The following is a 17,135-nucleotide window of genomic DNA, read 5'->3' as shown; positions in this document are numbered from 1 at the left end:
TTTTGCCATGGACAACAACGAGGACAAGCTCCGCGACTACCTCAAGCGGGTCACCACGGACCTGCGGCAGACGCGCCGCAGGCTCGCCGAGTTCGAGACCCGCGAGCACGAGCCCGTTGCCATCGTGGCGACCGCCTGCCGCCTGCCAGGCGGAGTCCGCACCCCGGAGGACCTCTGGACGGTGGTGAGCGAGGGCACCGACACCGTCGCCGCCATGCCCACCGACCGCGGCTGGGACCTCGACGCGCTCTACGACCCGGACCCCGACCGGACCGGCACCAGCTACGTCCGTGAGGGCGCCTTCCTCTACGACGCCGCCGAGTTCGACGCCGGGTTCTTCGGGATCTCCCCGCGCGAGGCCCTGGCCATGGACCCGCAGCAGCGCCTCCTGCTGGAGACCACCTGGGAGCTGTTCGAACGGGCCGGCATCGACCCCAACACCCTGCGCGGCAGCAGCACCGGCGTCTTCATCGGCTCCAGCAACCAGGGCTACGCCGTCGACGGCAGCAACGCCCCCGACGACGTCGAGGGCCACCTGCTGACCGGCGGCTCCGCGGCCGTCCTCTCCGGCCGCCTCTCCTACAGCTTCGGCTTCGAGGGACCCGCGGTCAGCCTGGACACCATGTGCTCGTCGTCCCTCGTGGCCCTCCACCTCGCCATGCAGGCCCTGCGCACCGGCGAGTGCTCCATGGCCGTCACCGGCGGCGCCACCGTCATGGCCACCACCCGCAACTTCGTGGAGTTCAGCCGCCAGCGCGGCCTGGCCACGGACGGCCGGTGCAAGCCGTTCGCGGAAGGCGCCGACGGCACGGGCTGGGGCGAGGGCGTGGGCGTCCTGCTCCTGGAGCGGCTCTCCGACGCCCGCCGCAACGGCCACCAGATCCTCGCCGTCGTCCGCGGCTCGGCCATCAACCAGGACGGCGCCTCCAACGGCCTCACCGCCCCCAACGGCCCCTCCCAGCAGCGCGTCATCCGCGCCGCCCTCGCCAACGCCGACCTCACCCCGCAGGACGTCGACGCCATCGAGGCCCACGGCACCGGCACCAAACTCGGCGACCCCATCGAGGCCCAGGCACTCCTCGCCACCTACGGCAAGGACCGGCCCGCCGACCAGCCACTGTGGCTCGGCTCGGTGAAGTCCAACATCGGCCACACCCAGGCCGCCTCCGGCGTCGCCGCCGTGATCAAGACGGTCGAGTCCCTCCGCCGCGGCATCCTCCCCAAGAGCCTGCACGTCGACGAGCCCACCTCCCACGTCGACTGGTCCGCCGAGACGCTGAAACTCCTGACGGAGGCGGTCGACTGGCCCGAGACCGGCCGGCCCCGCCGCGCCGGTGTCTCCTCCTTCGGCGGCAGCGGCACCAACGCCCACGTCCTCCTCGAACAGGCACCCCAGGACGAGGAACCGGAGGAGACCGACACCGCCGGACCCGCCCCCCTCACCACCCCCACCGCCCTTCCCTGGCTGCTGTCCGCCCGCTCCGAGAAGGCCCTCAAGGCCCAGGCCGAACGACTCGTGGCCGCCGTCGAAAACGGCGGCACCGACGCCGTCGACATCGCCCACTCCCTGGCCACCGGCCGCGCCGCGCTGGAGGAACGCGCCACCGTCGTCGGCGCCGACCGCGCCGAACTCCTCACCGCACTGCGCGCCGTCGCACGCGGCGAACAGCCCCCCACCGTGGCGCGCGGCCTCGCCGACAACCCCGGCGAGGACATCGACACCGTCTTCGTGTTCCCGGGTCAGGGTGCGCAGTGGGTGGGGATGGCGGTGGAACTCCTGGACTCTTCGCCGGTGTTCGCGGCTCGTTTCGGTGAGTGCGCGGCGGCGTTGGGCGAGTTCGTGGACTTCGATCTGCTCGAGGTGGTGCGTGAGGGCCGTCCGCTGGACCGGGTGGATGTGGTGCAGCCTGTGCTGTGGGCGGTGATGGTGTCGCTGGCGGCGTTGTGGGAGTCGTTCGGTGTGCGTCCGTCCGCGGTGGTGGGTCATTCGCAGGGTGAGATCGCCGCGGCGGTGGTTGCGGGTGCGTTGAGCCTGCAGGACGGTGCGCGGGTGGCGGCGTTGCGCTCTCGTGCGATCACCGCGCTGGCCGGTCAGGGCGGGATGGTGTCGGTCGCGCTCTCACGGGAGCGGGCCGAGGAGCTGATCTCCGCCTGGGAGGGCCGTATCTCCGTCGCGGCGGTCAACGGCCCGACCTCGGTCGTGGTTTCCGGTGACGCGGACGCCCTGGATGAGCTCGTGGAGCGGGCGGGCGGGCAGGAGGTGCGGGTGCGTCGGGTCGAGGTCGATTACGCCTCGCATTCCGCGCACGTCGAGCGGATCAGGGATGAGCTGTTGGAGGTTCTTGCTCCGGTCGTTCCGCGTGAGCCGGGGGTGCCGTTCTTCTCGACGGTGACGGGGGAGTGGATCGAGTCCGCGCAGACGGATGCCGACTACTGGTACACGAACCTGCGTCAGACCGTCCAGCTGGAGCCCGCTGTGCGGGCGCTGGTCGCGTCGGGTCATGGTGCGTTCCTGGAGATGAGCCCGCACCCTGTCCTGACTGTTCCGGTGGGGGAGACGGTGGAGGCGGCCGGGAGCGAGGCCGTGGTCACCGGCACCCTGCGCCGCGGTCAGGGCGGTCTGGCCCGTTTCTACACCTCCCTCGGCGAGGCCTGGACACGCGGCGTCACCGTCGACTGGACCCAGGCGTTCGCCGAACAGCGGCCGCAGCGCGTCGAGTTGCCGACCTACGCTTTCCAGCGTCAGCGGTTCTGGCTGGAGTTGCCGAAGGCGTCAGCCGCGGCGGATCCGGTGGACGAGGCGTTCTGGAAGAGTGTCGAGGACGGTGACCTGGAAGGGTTCGCCCGTACGCTCGGGATCGAGGACCGGGAGTCGTTGGGGTCGGTCGTGCCGGCTCTGTCGTCGTGGCGCAAGGGGCGGCAGGCCCGTTCCACCCTCGACAGCTGGCGCTACCGCATCGTCTGGCGGCCCCGGCCCGAATCCGACACGCCCGCCCCGGCCCTCGACGGCACCTGGCTCGTCGTCGTCCCCGAGACCCACCAGGACGCCGCGATCGTCCAGACCGTCACCCGCCTCCTCGTCGAGGCCGGCGCCGCGACCGTCCCCCTGGTGATGCACGAGACGGACCTCGACCGGACCGCCGTCGCCGAACAGCTCACCGACATCGTCGCCGCCGACGCCACCACCCCCGTACGCGGCGTGGTCTCCCTGCTCGCCCTCGACGAGCGCCCCGCCCCCGGACACGCCGGACCCACCGTCGGCCTCACCCAGTCGGTCGCCCTCCTCCAGGGCCTCCTCGACGCCGGGACCGACACCCGGCTGTGGCTGCTGACCACCGAGTCCGCCACCACCGGCATCGCCGGCGACACCGTGACACACCCGCTCCAGGCAGCCGTCTGGGGCCTCGGCCGGGTCACCGCCCTCGAACAGCCCAAACTGTGGGGCGCCCTCCTCGACCTGCCCGCCGAACTCGACGCGCGCACCGGAGCGGCACTCGTGGAGACCCTCGCCGCCGCCGGCGACGAGGACCAGATCGCCCTGCGTCCCTCCGGCACCTACATCCGCCGCCTGGTCCGCGCACCGCTCTCCGGCCGCCGGGCCGCCCGGACGTGGACCACCAGCGGCAGCGCCCTGGTCACCGGCGGCACCGGAGGCCTCGGCGGCCACGCCGCGCGCCTCCTCGCCCGCAGCGGCGCCGAGCACCTGGTCCTCACCAGCCGGCACGGCCTCGACGCCCCCGGCGCAAGCGAACTGTCCGACGAACTCACCGCCCTCGGCTGCCGCGTGACCATCGCCGCCTGCGACGTCGCCGACCGCGAGGCACTGACCCGGCTCGTGGCACAGGTCGAGGCCGAAGGCCCCGCCATCCGCACCGTCGTCCACACCGCGGGCGTCGGCCTGCTGGCACCGCTCGCCGAGACGGACCTCGACTTCTTCGCCGAAGGCCTGCGCGCCAAGGTCCTCGGAGCGGCCAACCTCGACGCCGTCTTCGACCACGACCGGCTCGACGCGTTCGTGCTGTACTCCTCCGTCGCGGGCACCTGGGGCAGCGGCGACCACGGCGCCTACTCCGCCGGCAACGCCTACGTCGACGCCCTCGCGGACCACCGCCGCGCCCGCGGCCTGACCGGCACGTCCCTGGCATGGGGCATCTGGAGCCCCGAAGGCGGCGGCATGGCCGTCAACATCGTCCGCGAACAGCTGCGTTGGCGCGGCATCCCCTTCATGGACGCCCAACTCGCCGTCCAGGGACTGCAACAGGCACTCGACCACGACGACACCTTCCTCGCCGTCGCCGACATCGACTGGGAGCGCTTCGTCCCGGTCTTCACCGCCGCGCACCCGCGACCGCTCCTGCACGAGGTGCCCGAGGTCGCCGAGGCGATGAAGGCCGACGAGGCCGTCGTCGCCGGCGCGGTCAGCCGCGCCGACACGCTCCGCGCGGAACTGGCCCAGATGTCCGGATCCGAACGCGACCGCGTGCTGTTCGAACTGGTCCGCACCGAGGTCGCCGGAGTCCTCGGCCACGCGGACAGCGCCGAGGTCGCCGTCACCCGCGCCTTCCGCGAGATGGGCTTCGACTCCCTCACCGCGGTCGAACTCCGCAACCGCCTCAACGCCGCCACCGGCCTCGGCCTCCCGGCGACGATCGTCTTCGACCACCCCAACGTCCGCGACCTCGTCCGCTTCCTGCGCACGAACCTCGTCCCCGACACCCTCGCCGAGGACACCGCGCCGGCGGCCGCCGCCACCTCCGTGGCCGCCGCCCCCGACGACGAGCCCATCGCCATCGTCTCCATGAGCTGCCGCTTCCCCGGCGGCGTCACCACCCCCGACGAACTGTGGAACCTCGTCCTGGACGAGACCGACGCGGTGTCCACCCTGCCCACCGACCGCGGCTGGGACGTCGAGAACCTCTACGACCCCGACCCGGACCGGGCCGGTACGACCTACGCCCGTGAGGGCGGATTCCTGCACGACGCCGCCGAGTTCGACGCCGCGTTCTTCGGGATCTCGCCTCGCGAGGCGACCGCCATGGACCCGCAGCAGCGCCTCCTGCTGGAGACCGCCTGGGAGGCACTGGAGCGGGCCGGTATCGCCCCCGACAGCCTCCACGGCAGCCCCACCGGCGTCTTCGTCGGCGCCTCCCACCAGGGATACGGGTCACGCTCCGAGGTACCGGAAGGCCTCGAGGGCCACCTCATCACCGGGACCGTCACCAGCATCGCCTCCGGCCGCATCTCCTACACCCTGGGCCTGGAGGGCCCGGCCGTCACCATGGACACCGGCTGCTCCTCCGCCCTGGTCGCCCTGCACCTCGCCCTGCAGGCGCTGCGCTCCGGAGAGTGCTCCCTCGCGCTCACCGGTGGCGCCGCCGTCATGGGCGAGCCCATCGGCCTCGTCGGCTTCAGCCGGCAGCGCGGGCTCGCGGTGGACGGCCGCTGCAAGCCCTTCTCCTCCGAGGCCGACGGCATGGGCATGGCCGAGGGCGTCGGCATGGTGCTCCTGGAGCGGCTCTCGGACGCCCGCCGCAACGGCCACGAGGTCCTCGCGGTCGTCCGTGGCTCGGCGATCAACCAGGACGGTGCGTCCAACGGTCTGACCGCCCCCAACGGCCTCTCCCAGCAGCGTGTCATCCGCGCCGCCCTCGCCAACGCGGGCCTGTCGGCCGTCGACGTCGACGCGGTGGAGGCGCACGGCACGGGCACCAAGCTCGGCGACCCGATCGAGGCCCAGGCGCTGCTGGCCACCTACGGCAAGGACCGGCCCGCCGACCAGCCGCTGTGGCTCGGCTCGGTGAAGTCCAACATCGGCCACACCCAGGCCGCCTCCGGCATGGCCGGGGTCATCAAGATGGTGCAGGCGATGCGGCACGGTGTGCTGCCCAAATCCCTGCACGCAGACGAGGTGTCGTCGTTCGTGGACTGGTCGGCCGGCGCGGTCGAGGTCCTCTCCGAGGCCCGGCCCTGGACGGAGAACGGCCACCCCCGACGGGCCGGCATCTCCTCGTTCGGCGTGAGCGGCACCAACGCGCACATCATCATCGAACAGCCCGCACCCGAACGGCCCGAGCTCGAACCGTCCGCGACCGAGCGGCCCGGACTCGAACCGTCCCTGCCCGAACCGGCCACGTCCGGGCGGCCCGGGGCGGCAGCCACCGAGCCCGCTCCCCGGACGGACGGCCCCGTCGTCCCGTGGCTCGTCACGGCCCGCTCCGAGAAGGCCCTCAAGGCCCAGGCCGAACGCCTCGTGGCCGCCGTCGGAGCCGGTGACGCCGCCGCCGTCGACATCGCCCACTCCCTGGCCACCGGCCGCGCCGCGCTGGAGGAGCGGGTCGTCGTCGTCGGCGCCGACCGCGCCGAACTGCTGACCTCCCTCACCTCGTTCACCGACGGCGAGGCGACCCCCGCCCTCGTCCGCGGCACCACCCAACGCGTCGGCGAGGACATCGACACCGTCTTCGTGTTCCCGGGTCAGGGTGCGCAGTGGGTGGGGATGGCGGTGGAACTCCTGCATTCCTCCACGGTGTTCGCGGCTCGCTTCGGTGAGTGCGCGGCGGCGCTGGACGGGTTGGTGGAGTGGTCGTTGATGGATGTGGTCCGGGGCGCGGAAGGCGCTCCCGGGCTGGACCGGGTGGATGTGGTGCAGCCCGTGCTGTGGGCGGTGATGGTGTCGCTGGCGGCGTTGTGGGAGTCGTTCGGTGTGCGTCCGTCCGCGGTGGTGGGTCATTCGCAGGGTGAGATCGCGGCCGCGGTCGTTGCGGGTGCGTTGTCGTTGCAGGACGGTGCGCGGGTGGCGGCGTTGCGCTCTCGTGCGATCACCGCGCTGGCCGGTCAGGGCGGGATGGTGTCGGTCGCGCTCTCGCGGGAGCGGGCCGAGGAGTTCATCGCGGCCTGGGAGGGCCGTATCTCGGTCGCGGCGGTCAACGGCCCGACCTCGGTCGTGGTCTCCGGCGACGCGGACGCCCTGTATGAGCTGGTCGAGCGGGCGGGCGGGCAGGAGGTGCGGGTGCGTCGGGTCGAGGTCGATTACGCCTCGCATTCCGCGCACGTCGAGCGGATCAGGGACGAACTCCTGGAGGTTCTTGCTCCGGTCGTTCCGCGTGAGCCGGGGGTGCCGTTCTTCTCGACGGTGACGGGGGAGTGGATCGAGTCCGCGCAGACGGATGCCGACTACTGGTACACGAACCTGCGTCAGACCGTCCAGCTGGAGCCCGCTGTGCGGGCGCTGGTCGCGTCGGGTCATGGTGCGTTCCTGGAGATGAGCCCGCACCCGGTGCTGACCGTTCCCGTCGCGGAGACGGTGGAGGCGGCCGGTGCCGAGGCCGTGGTCACCGGCACCCTGCGCCGCGGTCAGGGCGGACTCGCCCGCTTCTACACCTCCCTCGGCGAGGCCTGGACACGCGGCGTCACCGTCGACTGGACCCAGGCGTTCGCCGAACAGCGTCCGCAGCGCGTCGAGTTGCCCACCTACGCCTTCCAGCGCCAGCACTACTGGCTGGACGCGCCCGAGCCGGCCGGACCCTTCGCCGGCCCCGTCATGTTCGGCGGGGTCGACCTGGCCGACGACGGGTTCTGGGCGTCGGTCGAGGACGGCGACGTCGAAAGCCTCGCCCGCACCCTCGGCATCGAGGACCAGGAGTCCCTGGGCGCGGTCGTGCCCGCCCTGTCCTCCTGGCGCCGCGGCCACCGCGAGCGTTCCACCCTCGACAGCTGGCGCTACCGCATCGCCTGGCGGCCCAAGCCCGAACAGAACACGCCCCTCACCCTCGACGGCACCTGGCTCCTCGTCGTCCCCGAGGGACAGGAGAACAGCGACTTCGTACGCGGTGTGACCTCGTCGGTGGCCGAGCGGGCGGACGGCGGCCTGCGCACCCTCGTCATCGGAGCCCGGGAGGCCGAACGCGACCGGCTCGCCGACCTGCTGAAGCAGGAGGCGGCCCACGGCCCCGTGCACGGCATCCTGTCCCTGCTGGCCCTCGACGAACGTCCCTGGGCCGACGAATGCGCCCTGACCACCGGGCTCGTCCTGATGACCACCCTCGTCCAGGCGCTCGGCGACGCGTCCTTCGACGCACCCCTGTGGTGCGCCACCAGCGGCGCGGTCTCCGTGCACCGCAACGACACCCTGGACCACCCGCTGCAGGCCATGGCCTGGGGCCTCGGCCGGATCGCCTCCATGGAGTACCCGCAGCGCTGGGGCGGCCTGATCGACCTGCCGCAGACCCTGGACGACCGGGCCGGCCGGCGGCTCGCCGCCGCCCTGTCCGGATCCCTCGACGAGGACCACGTCGCCCTGCGCCCCTCCGGCCTGTTCGCCCGCCGCCTCGTGCGCGCCGGCGACGGCCCCCGCCCGGCCGGACCCGCCTGGTCGCCCAGCGGCACCGTCCTGGTCACCGGCGGCACCGGCGGCCTCGGCCGCCACGTCGCCCACTGGCTGGCCCGCGGCGGCGCGGAACACCTGGTCCTGGTCAGCCGGCACGGGCCCGAGGCCCCCGGCGCCGCCGAACTCGTCGCCGAACTCGCCCAGTCGGGCACCCCGGCCACCGTCGTCGCCTGCGATGTCGCCGACCGTGACGCCGTCCGCCGGCTGATCGACGACCTGCCCGGCGGCGGCCCCCTGACCGCTGTCGTGCACACCGCCGGGATCATCGACGACGGTGTCATCGACGGCCTCACCCCGCAGCGCGCCCACGGCGTCCTGCGGCCGAAGGTGGACGCCGCGCTGGCCCTGCACGAGGCGACCCGCCACCTCGACCTGACCGCGTTCGTCCTGTTCTCCTCCATGGCCGGCACCCTCGGACGCGCCGGGCAGGGCAGCTACGCCGCCGCCAACGCCTTCCTCGACGCGTTCGCCGCCCAGCGGCGCGCCGAGGGCCTGCCCGCGACGTCCATGGCCTGGGGCACCTGGGCCGGCGGCGGCATGGTCAGCGACGAGGTCGCCCAGCGACTGCGCCGCGACGGCGTGCCGCCCATGGAACCCGAACTCGCCGTGTCCGCCCTGCAGCAGGCACTCGACCAGGACGAGGAGTTCCTCGTCGTCGCCGACGTCGACTGGAAACTGGTCACCGCCCGCGCCTTCGCCGCACTGCGCGACTTCCCCGAGGCCCGCGCCGCCGCCACCGACGGCGAACACACCGAGAAGGACACCGCCGCACAGGACGGCCCGCCGCTGCCGGCCCGGCTGCGCGGCCTCACCCCCGCCGAGCGGCGCGCCGCGCTCCTCACCGAGATCCGCCGCCAGGCCGCGGCCGTCCTCGGACACACCGACATCGACTCCGTGCCCGAGGGCCGGGCCTTCCGCGACCTCGGCTTCGACTCGCTGACCGCCGTCGAACTGCGCAACCGGCTCGCCGAGGCGACCGGGCTGCGGCTGCCCGTCACCATGGCCTTCGACCACCCCTCGGCCGCGGCGCTCGCCGCCCACCTCGACACCGAACTGTTCACCGACGACCACGGCACCGCCGTGGACACCACCACGACGGACCGGCTCCCGGCACCGGCCGACGACCCGATCGTCATTGTCGGCATGGGCTGCCGCTTCCCCGGCGGCGTCACCACGCCCGAGGAACTGTGGAACCTCGTCACCGACGGCACCGACGCCATCGGCGAGTTCCCCGACAACCGCGGCTGGGACGTCGACAACCTCTACGACCCCGACCCCGACAAGCCCGGCCACTCCTACGCCCGGCACGGCGGATTCCTCTACGACGCCGACCGGTTCGACCCCGCCTTCTTCGGGATCTCACCCCGTGAGGCGGTGGCCGTCGACCCGCAGCACCGGCTGCTGCTGGAGACCTCCTGGGAAGCGCTGGAGCGGGCCGGGATCGACCCCGAACTCGTCCGCGGCACCCAGACCGGCGTGTTCATCGGCTCCAACTACAACGACTACGGCACCCGGGCCCGCCAGGCACCCGAGGGCCTGGAGGGCTACCTGGCCACCGGCAGCGCGAGCAGCGTCGCCTCCGGCCGCATCGCCTACACCTTCGGCCTGGAAGGCCCGGCGGTCACCGTCGACACCGCCTGCTCCTCCTCCCTGGTGGCCCTGCACCTCGCCGTGCAGGCCCTGAAGTCGGGGGAGTGCGGCCTCGCCCTCGCCGGCGGTGTCACCGTGATCTCCACACCGGACACCTTCATCGAGTTCAGCCGGCAGCGCGCCCTGTCGCCCGACGGCCGCTGCAAGGCCTTCTCCGCCGACGCCGACGGCGCGGGCTGGGCCGAGGGCGTCGGCCTGCTGCTCCTGGAGCGGCTCTCCGACGCCCGCCGCAACGGCCACACCGTCCTCGCGACCGTGGCCGGCACCGCCGTCAACCAGGACGGCGCCTCCAACGGGCTCACCGCCCCCAACGGCCCCGCGCAGCAGCGCGTCATCCGCCAGGCCCTCGCCTCCGCCGGACTCACCCCGGCCGACGTCGACGCCGTCGAGGCGCACGGCACCGGCACCAAACTCGGCGACCCCATCGAGGCCCAGGCCCTGCTCGCGGCGTACGGGCAGGACCGGCCCGCCGACCGGCCGCTGTGGCTCGGCGCGCTGAAGTCCAACATCGGCCACACCCAGGCCGCTTCGGGTGTCGCCGGCATCATCAAGATGGTGATGGCGATGCGGCACGGCATCCTGCCCCGCACCCTGCACGCCGAGACCCCCTCCCCGCACATCGACTGGGCCTCGGGCGCGGTCCGCCTGCTCGACCGGGAACGCGACTGGGACCGGGGCGACGCCCCGCGGCGCGCCGGTGTCTCCTCCTTCGGCGTCAGCGGAACCAACGCCCACGTCATCCTCCAGGAACCCGAGCCCACCGACCAGGCCCTCCCCGCGGCCGCCCGGACCACCGCCGACCACACCGACCGCACCGCAGCCACCGGCAGCGACGGCGGCCCGGCGAACGGCACACCCGCACCGGCCTCCACCACGACGGCGACGGTGACATCAACGTCCGCGGCGCCCGTCGTGCCGTGGCTGCTGTCGGCCCGCGGCACCGCCGCCCTGCGCGAGCAGGCCCGCCGCCTGCTCGACCACCTCGCCCCGCCCCACGACGCACGCCCGGCCGACATCGCGCTGTCCCTGGCCCGCGGACGGACCGCCTTCGAGGACCGCGCCGCGGTCGTCACCGACGATCCGGCGTCCTTCACCGAGGCCCTGACCGCACTCGCCGAGGGCCGCGAACACCCGCTCCTGAGCGTGGACCGGGCCCGCACCGGCAAGGTGGCGTTCCTCTTCTCCGGACAGGGCGCGCAGCAGCCCGGCACCGGACGCGAGCTCTACGCCCGCCACGACGCCTTCGCCGACGCCCTGGACGCGGTCTGCGCCCACATGGACCGCCACCTCGAACACCCCCTGCGCGACATCCTGTTCGCACCGGCCGGTACCCCCGAGGCCGCACTCCTCGACCGGACCGCCTACACCCAGGCAGGCCTGTTCGCCGTCGAGGTCGCCCTGTTCCGGCTCGTGGAGAGCACCGGCCTCAGGCCCGACGCCGTACTCGGCCACTCCGTCGGCGAGATCGCCGCCGCGCACGTCGCCGGAGTCCTCACCCTGGAGGACGCCTGCCTGCTGGTCGCCACCCGCGGCCGGCTCATGCAGGCCCTCCCGGAGGGCGGCGCCATGATCTCCGTACAGGCATCCGAGCAGGAGGTACGGGACCTGCTCACCGGCCACGAGGGCCGGGCCGCGATCGCCGCCCTCAACAGCCCCCTGGCCACCGTCGTCTCCGGGGACGAGGACGCGGTGCGCGCCGTCGCCGACGCACTCGCCGCCCAGGGCCGCAAGACCCGGCGCCTGAACGTCAGCCACGCCTTCCACTCGCCCCGCATGGACGCCATGCTCGACGAGTTCACCGCCCTCACCGCCCACCTCCCGCACCGCGCACCGGACCTGCCCGTGATCTCCGCCGTCACCGGCGCCCCCTACGGAGCACAGGAGATCGCCGACCCCGCCCACTGGGGACGCCAGGTCCGCGAGGCCGTCCGGTTCAGCGACGGCATACGCACCCTGGAGGAACAGGGCATCACCACCTACGTCGAGATCGGCCCCGGCGCCGTACTGACCGCCCTGGCCGGCGACTGCGTCACCGGCGACGCCACCCTCGTCCCGCTGCTGCGCCGCGACACCGACGAGAACGAGTCCTTCACCACCGCGCTCGCCCGCCTGCACGTCCGCGGCCACGCACCCGACTGGTCCACCCTGCTCGCCCCGCTGGGCGCACACCGGGTCGACCTGCCGACCTACCCCTTCCAGCGCGGCCGGTACTGGCTCCAGGCCACCCCCAGCACCCGCGACGTCGCCCACACCGGACTGGAGGCCGCCGGACACCCGCTGCTCGACATCGCCGTACCGCTGGCCGGCTCGGACGGCGTCCTGCTCACCGGCACCGTGTCCGTGGAACGCCAGCCCTGGCTGCGCGACCACGCACTCGGCGACAGCGTCCTCTTCCCGGGCACCGCGTTCCTCGAACTCGCCCTGCAGGCCTGCGAACGGGCCGGAGCAGCCCAGGTCACCGACCTCACCCTGGAGACCCCCCTCGTCCTGCCCCGCACCGGCGCCCTCCAGCTCCAGGTCACCGTCGCCCCCTCCGACGGCTCCGGAACCCGCGCCCTGACCGTCCACGCCCGGCCCCTGGACACCCGCGGCGACACCGACCTGCCCTGGGTCCGGCACGCCGGAGGCACCCTCGGCGACGAACCGGCCGGCCCGCCCGAGCACCCCGGCACCGCCCCCTGGCCGCCCGCCGGCGCCGAACCCCTCGACGTGTCCGGCCTGTACACCCGCATCGCCGAGAACGGCTTCCACTACGGCCCCGCCTTCCGCGGCCTGCGCGCCGCCTGGCGCCTGGGCGACGAGGTGTACGCGGAGATCGCCCCGCAGGACGGCACCGCCCCCGAACGCGCCGGGGACTTCACCGTCCACCCCGCGCTCCTGGACGCCGCCCTGCACACCGTGGCACTCGTCGCCGACGCCGACGGACCCACCGTCGTCCCGTTCACCTTCACCGGCGTGTCGGTGACCGCCGCCGGACCCGCCGCGCTGCGCGTACGCCTCACCCCGCGCGGAGACCACCAGTACGCCGTCCACGTCGCCGACGCCACCGGCGCACCCGTCGCCGGCATCACCGGACTCGTGCTGCGCCCCGTCGACAGCACCCGCCCGGCCCGGCCCGCCGGGACCGCCGGCCTCTACCGGGTGCGGTGGACACCCGCCGGCACGGACACCGGCACCGCCCCGGCACCGGCCCTGGTCGACGCCGACACCGACCTGAACGACTGGGCCGCCCGCCACACCGGCCCGGTCAGCCGCCACGACAGCCTCGACGCCCTGCGCGCCGAGATCGCCGCCGGCGCCCCGCTGCCCCCGGCGGTCCTGGTCGCCCTGCCCACGACCACCGGCGCCCCGGACCTCGCCGACGCCGTCCGCGAGACCACGCACCGAGCCCTCGAACTGGCCGGCGCCTGGCTGCGGGAGGAGACGTTCGCCCCGGCACGGCTGGTGTTCACCACCCGCCACGCCGTGACGACCGACACCGGCGACGCCGCGGCCACCGACCCGGCGCAGGCCGCCGTATGGGGCCTGATCCGCGCCGCCAAGGCCGAGAACCCGGGCCGCTTCGGCCTCCTCGACCACGACGGCACCCCCGCCTCCCTGGACCTGCTGCCCGCGGTCCTGGCCGGCGGCGAAGCGGAGACGGCCCTGCGCGACGGCATCGCGCTCGCCCCGCGCCTGACCCGCGCCCAGGACCTCACGGACCCCGGCGCCACTACCGGCACCGGGCCGCTCACCGGCATCGACCCGTCCGGCACGGTCCTGGTCACCGGGGCGTCCGGAGTGCTCGCCCGGCAGGTCGCCCGCCACCTCGCCACCACCCACGCCGTCACCTCCCTCGTCCTGGCCAGCCGGCGAGGCGCCGAGGCCGAGGGCATGGACGCACTCGCCGAGGAACTGCGCGGCCACGGCGCCCGGGTGACCGTCGCCGCCTGCGACGTCGCCGACCGCGACGCCCTCGCCGCACTCCTGGCCGGCCTCCCCGCCGACCGCCCGCTGACCGCCGTCGTCCACACCGCCGGAGTCCTCGACGACGGCGTGGTCGAAGCACTCACCCCCCAGCGGATGGACACCGTCCTGCGGGCCAAGGCCGACGCCGCGGCACACCTCGACGGCCTCACCCGCCACGCCCGGCCGGTCACCCTCGTCCTGTTCTCCTCGCTCGCCGGCACCTTCGGCGGCGTCGGCCAGGGCAACTACTCGGCCGCCAACGCCTTCCTCGACGCCCTCGCCGCCCGGCGCGCCGCCGAGGGACACCCGGCGCTCTCCCTGGCCTGGGGACTGTGGGCCGAACGCAGCGGCATGACCGGCAAACTCGGCGAGGCCGACCTGCGCCGGGTGCGACGCGGAGGCGTCCAGCCCATGGACACCGCCGAAGCCCTCGCCCTGCTCGACACCGCCCTCGACGCACCGGACGTCTTCCTCGCGCCCGCCGCCCTCGACCCGGCCGCCCTGCGCGCCTCCGACGGATCCGTACCGCACCTGCTGCGCGACCTCGTCCGGGCCCGCACCCCACGCCCGGCCCGCGCGAGCGGCACGGCCGCCGACACCCGGGCCCCGGAGAGCGCCGACGGTCTGCAAGAACGCCTCGCGGCCCTGCCCGCCGCCGAGCGCCACGGCGCCCTGCTGCAGGCGGTACTCGCCCAGGCGGCCCTCGTCCTGGGCTACGACTCGGCCGACCCCATCGACCCCGAACGGGGCTTCCTGCAGGTCGGTTTCGACTCCCTGACCGCCGTCGAACTGCGCAACCGGCTCGGCGCCGTCACCGGCGTCCGCCTCCCCGCCACCCTGCTGTTCGACTACCCCACCCCCGCGGGACTCGCCGAGCACCTGCTGACCCGGATGGCCCCCGCACCCGCCCCCGCGGCGAACGGCACGGCCCCCGCCACCGGCGACTCCGTGCTGGCCCGACTCGACCACATGGAAGGAGAGTTCCAGCAGGTACTGGCCGAGGCCGGACCCTACGACGAACTCCACGACGGACTCCGCAGCCGGCTCCAGCGGCTGCTCGCCCAACTCGACGCCGCCGCACCCGCGGCGCACCAGGCGGCCGGCACCGGCCACCCGGACGAGGTGTCGGACGACGAACTGCGCCGGTTCCTGGAGACCGAACTCGGCGGCGCATGAACCACGGAGGCGGCCGTCCGGCAAGGACGGCCGCCCCCACCCCACCCGGCCGCGTGGACGCCCCGGCGACCACCGGCCGATCAGCCACTCGTCACCTGGATGGAACTGTGAAGGCTCTCGTGCTCGCGGGGGGATCCGGTACGCGACTGCGGCCGATCACCCACACGTCCAGCAAGCAACTGGTGCCGGTCGCCAACAAACCGATCCTCTTCTACGGCCTCGAAGCCATCGCCGAAGCAGGCATCACCGAAGTCGGCATCATCGTCGGGAACACCGCCGAGGAGATCGAGGCCGCCGTCGGCGACGGCTCCGCCTTCGGCCTGGACATCACCTACATACCGCAGGGCGACCCCCTCGGACTCGCCCACGCCGTCCTCATCGCCCGCCCCTTCCTCGGCGACGACGACTTCGTCATGTACCTCGGCGACAACTTCGTCCTCGACGGCATCACCGACGTCGTCGACGAGTTCCGCAAGGACCGCTGCGACGCGCAGATCCTCCTCACCCGCGTCCCCGACCCCACCGCCTTCGGCGTCGCCGTCATCGACGACAGCGGCAACGTCATCGACCTGGAGGAGAAGCCCAAGCACCCCAGGAGCGACCTCGCCGTCGCCGGCGTCTACCTCTTCACCCCCCACATCCACGACGCCGTCCGCGCCATCTCCCCCTCCCCGCGCGGCGAACTGGAGATCACCGACGCCCTGCGCTGGCTGGTCGAGCAGCGGTTCGCCGTGCGCTCCACCGTGATCACCGGGTACTGGAAGGACACCGGCAACGTCAACGACATGCTGGAGGTCAACCGCACCCTCCTGGAACGCCTGGAGACCCGCATCGACGGTCACGTCGACGAGGCCAGCGAGATCATCGGACGCGTCCGCATCGAGGCCGGCACCGTGGTGCGCAACTCACGCATCGTCGGCCCCGCCGTCATCGGCGCCGGCAGCGTCATCACCGACTCCTACATCGGCCCCTCCACCTCCGTCGCCGAGAACTGCCGCATCACCGCCAGCGAGATCGAGTTCTCCATCGTGCTGCGCGACTCCTCCTTCGACCGCATCCGCCGCGTCGAGGCCTCCCTCATCGGCCGCAACGTCCAAGTCACCCTCGCCCCACGCCTGCCCGCCGCCCACCGGTTCGTGATCGGCGACCACGGCCGCGTGCAGATCCCGTCATGACCCCCGTACGGCTGCTCGTGGTGACCGCCGTCACCGCGGAACGCGAAGCCGCCGCCCGGGGCCTGGAACCCGCCGCACCCCCCGCCGAACACGCCCTGCCCGGCCACGTCCTGCGACGCACCGGCGACGGCACCGCCCCCGGCCCGCTCCGCGCCGACCTGCTCGCCGGGGGCGTCGGGCCGGCCGCCGCCGCGGCCGCCACCGGCGCCGCCCTCACCGCGGCGGCCCTGCGCGACGAGCCCTACCACCTCGTCGTCGCGGCCGGCATCGGCGGAGGCTTCGCCCCCCACGCACCGGTCGGCGCCGCCGTCGTCGCCGACCGCATCGTCGCCGCCGACCTCGGCGCCGACTCCCCGGACGGCTTCCTCCCCGTCGACACCCTCGGTTTCGGCAGGACCACCCACACCTGCCCGCCCCGTCTCGCCGCCGCCGCGGCCCGCGCCCTCGGCGCCGCCCACGCCCCCGTCCTGACCGTCTCCACCGCCACCGGCACCGCCGCCCGCGCCCGCGCCCTCGCACACGCCCACCCCGACGCGGGCGCCGAGGCCATGGAGGGATTCGGCGTCGCCGAAGCGGCCGCCGCGCACGGCATCCCCGTACTGGAGATCCGCACCGTCTCCAACGCCGTCGGCCCCCGCGACCGTGCGGCCTGGCGCATCGGCGAGGCCCTCGCCGCCCTCCAGGAGGCCTTCGCCGCCCTGCGCACCGTCCTGGAGAAGGGCCCCCCACCCCCGTACACCTGAGCGGACACGGCCGGCGCGACGCGGCGGGGCCGGGCGACCACGTCGCCCGGCCCCGCC

General features: G+C 74.1%; 3 protein-coding genes. All 3 read left to right on the top strand.

Annotation, left to right across the window (positions count from 1 at the left end; translation table 11 throughout):
* The first annotated feature begins 7 nt into the window (after positions 1-7).
* The gene (locus tag OG776_RS00410; RefSeq protein WP_329318054.1) at positions 8-15,160 is read left to right on the top strand and encodes a type I polyketide synthase; all 15,153 of its coding nucleotides are present in this window, start codon (positions 8-10) and stop codon (positions 15,158-15,160) included.
* 107 nt (positions 15,161-15,267) lie between these two features.
* Complete coding sequence (locus OG776_RS00405) at positions 15,268-16,335, top strand: glucose-1-phosphate thymidylyltransferase (protein WP_148009563.1); 1,068 nt, start codon at positions 15,268-15,270, stop codon at positions 16,333-16,335.
* On the top strand, positions 16,332-17,078 hold the full coding sequence (locus tag OG776_RS00400) for a futalosine hydrolase (protein ID WP_329323606.1): 747 nt from the start codon (positions 16,332-16,334) through the stop codon (positions 17,076-17,078). Before OG776_RS00405 ends, OG776_RS00400 begins: the two co-directional genes overlap by 4 nt.
* The last annotated feature ends 57 nt before the right edge of the window (positions 17,079-17,135 follow it).

This window comes from Streptomyces sp. NBC_01689 (assembly GCF_036250675.1).
Classification (GTDB): Bacteria; Actinomycetota; Actinomycetes; order Streptomycetales; family Streptomycetaceae; genus Streptomyces.
This window is presented reverse-complemented; position numbering and strand designations above follow the sequence as displayed.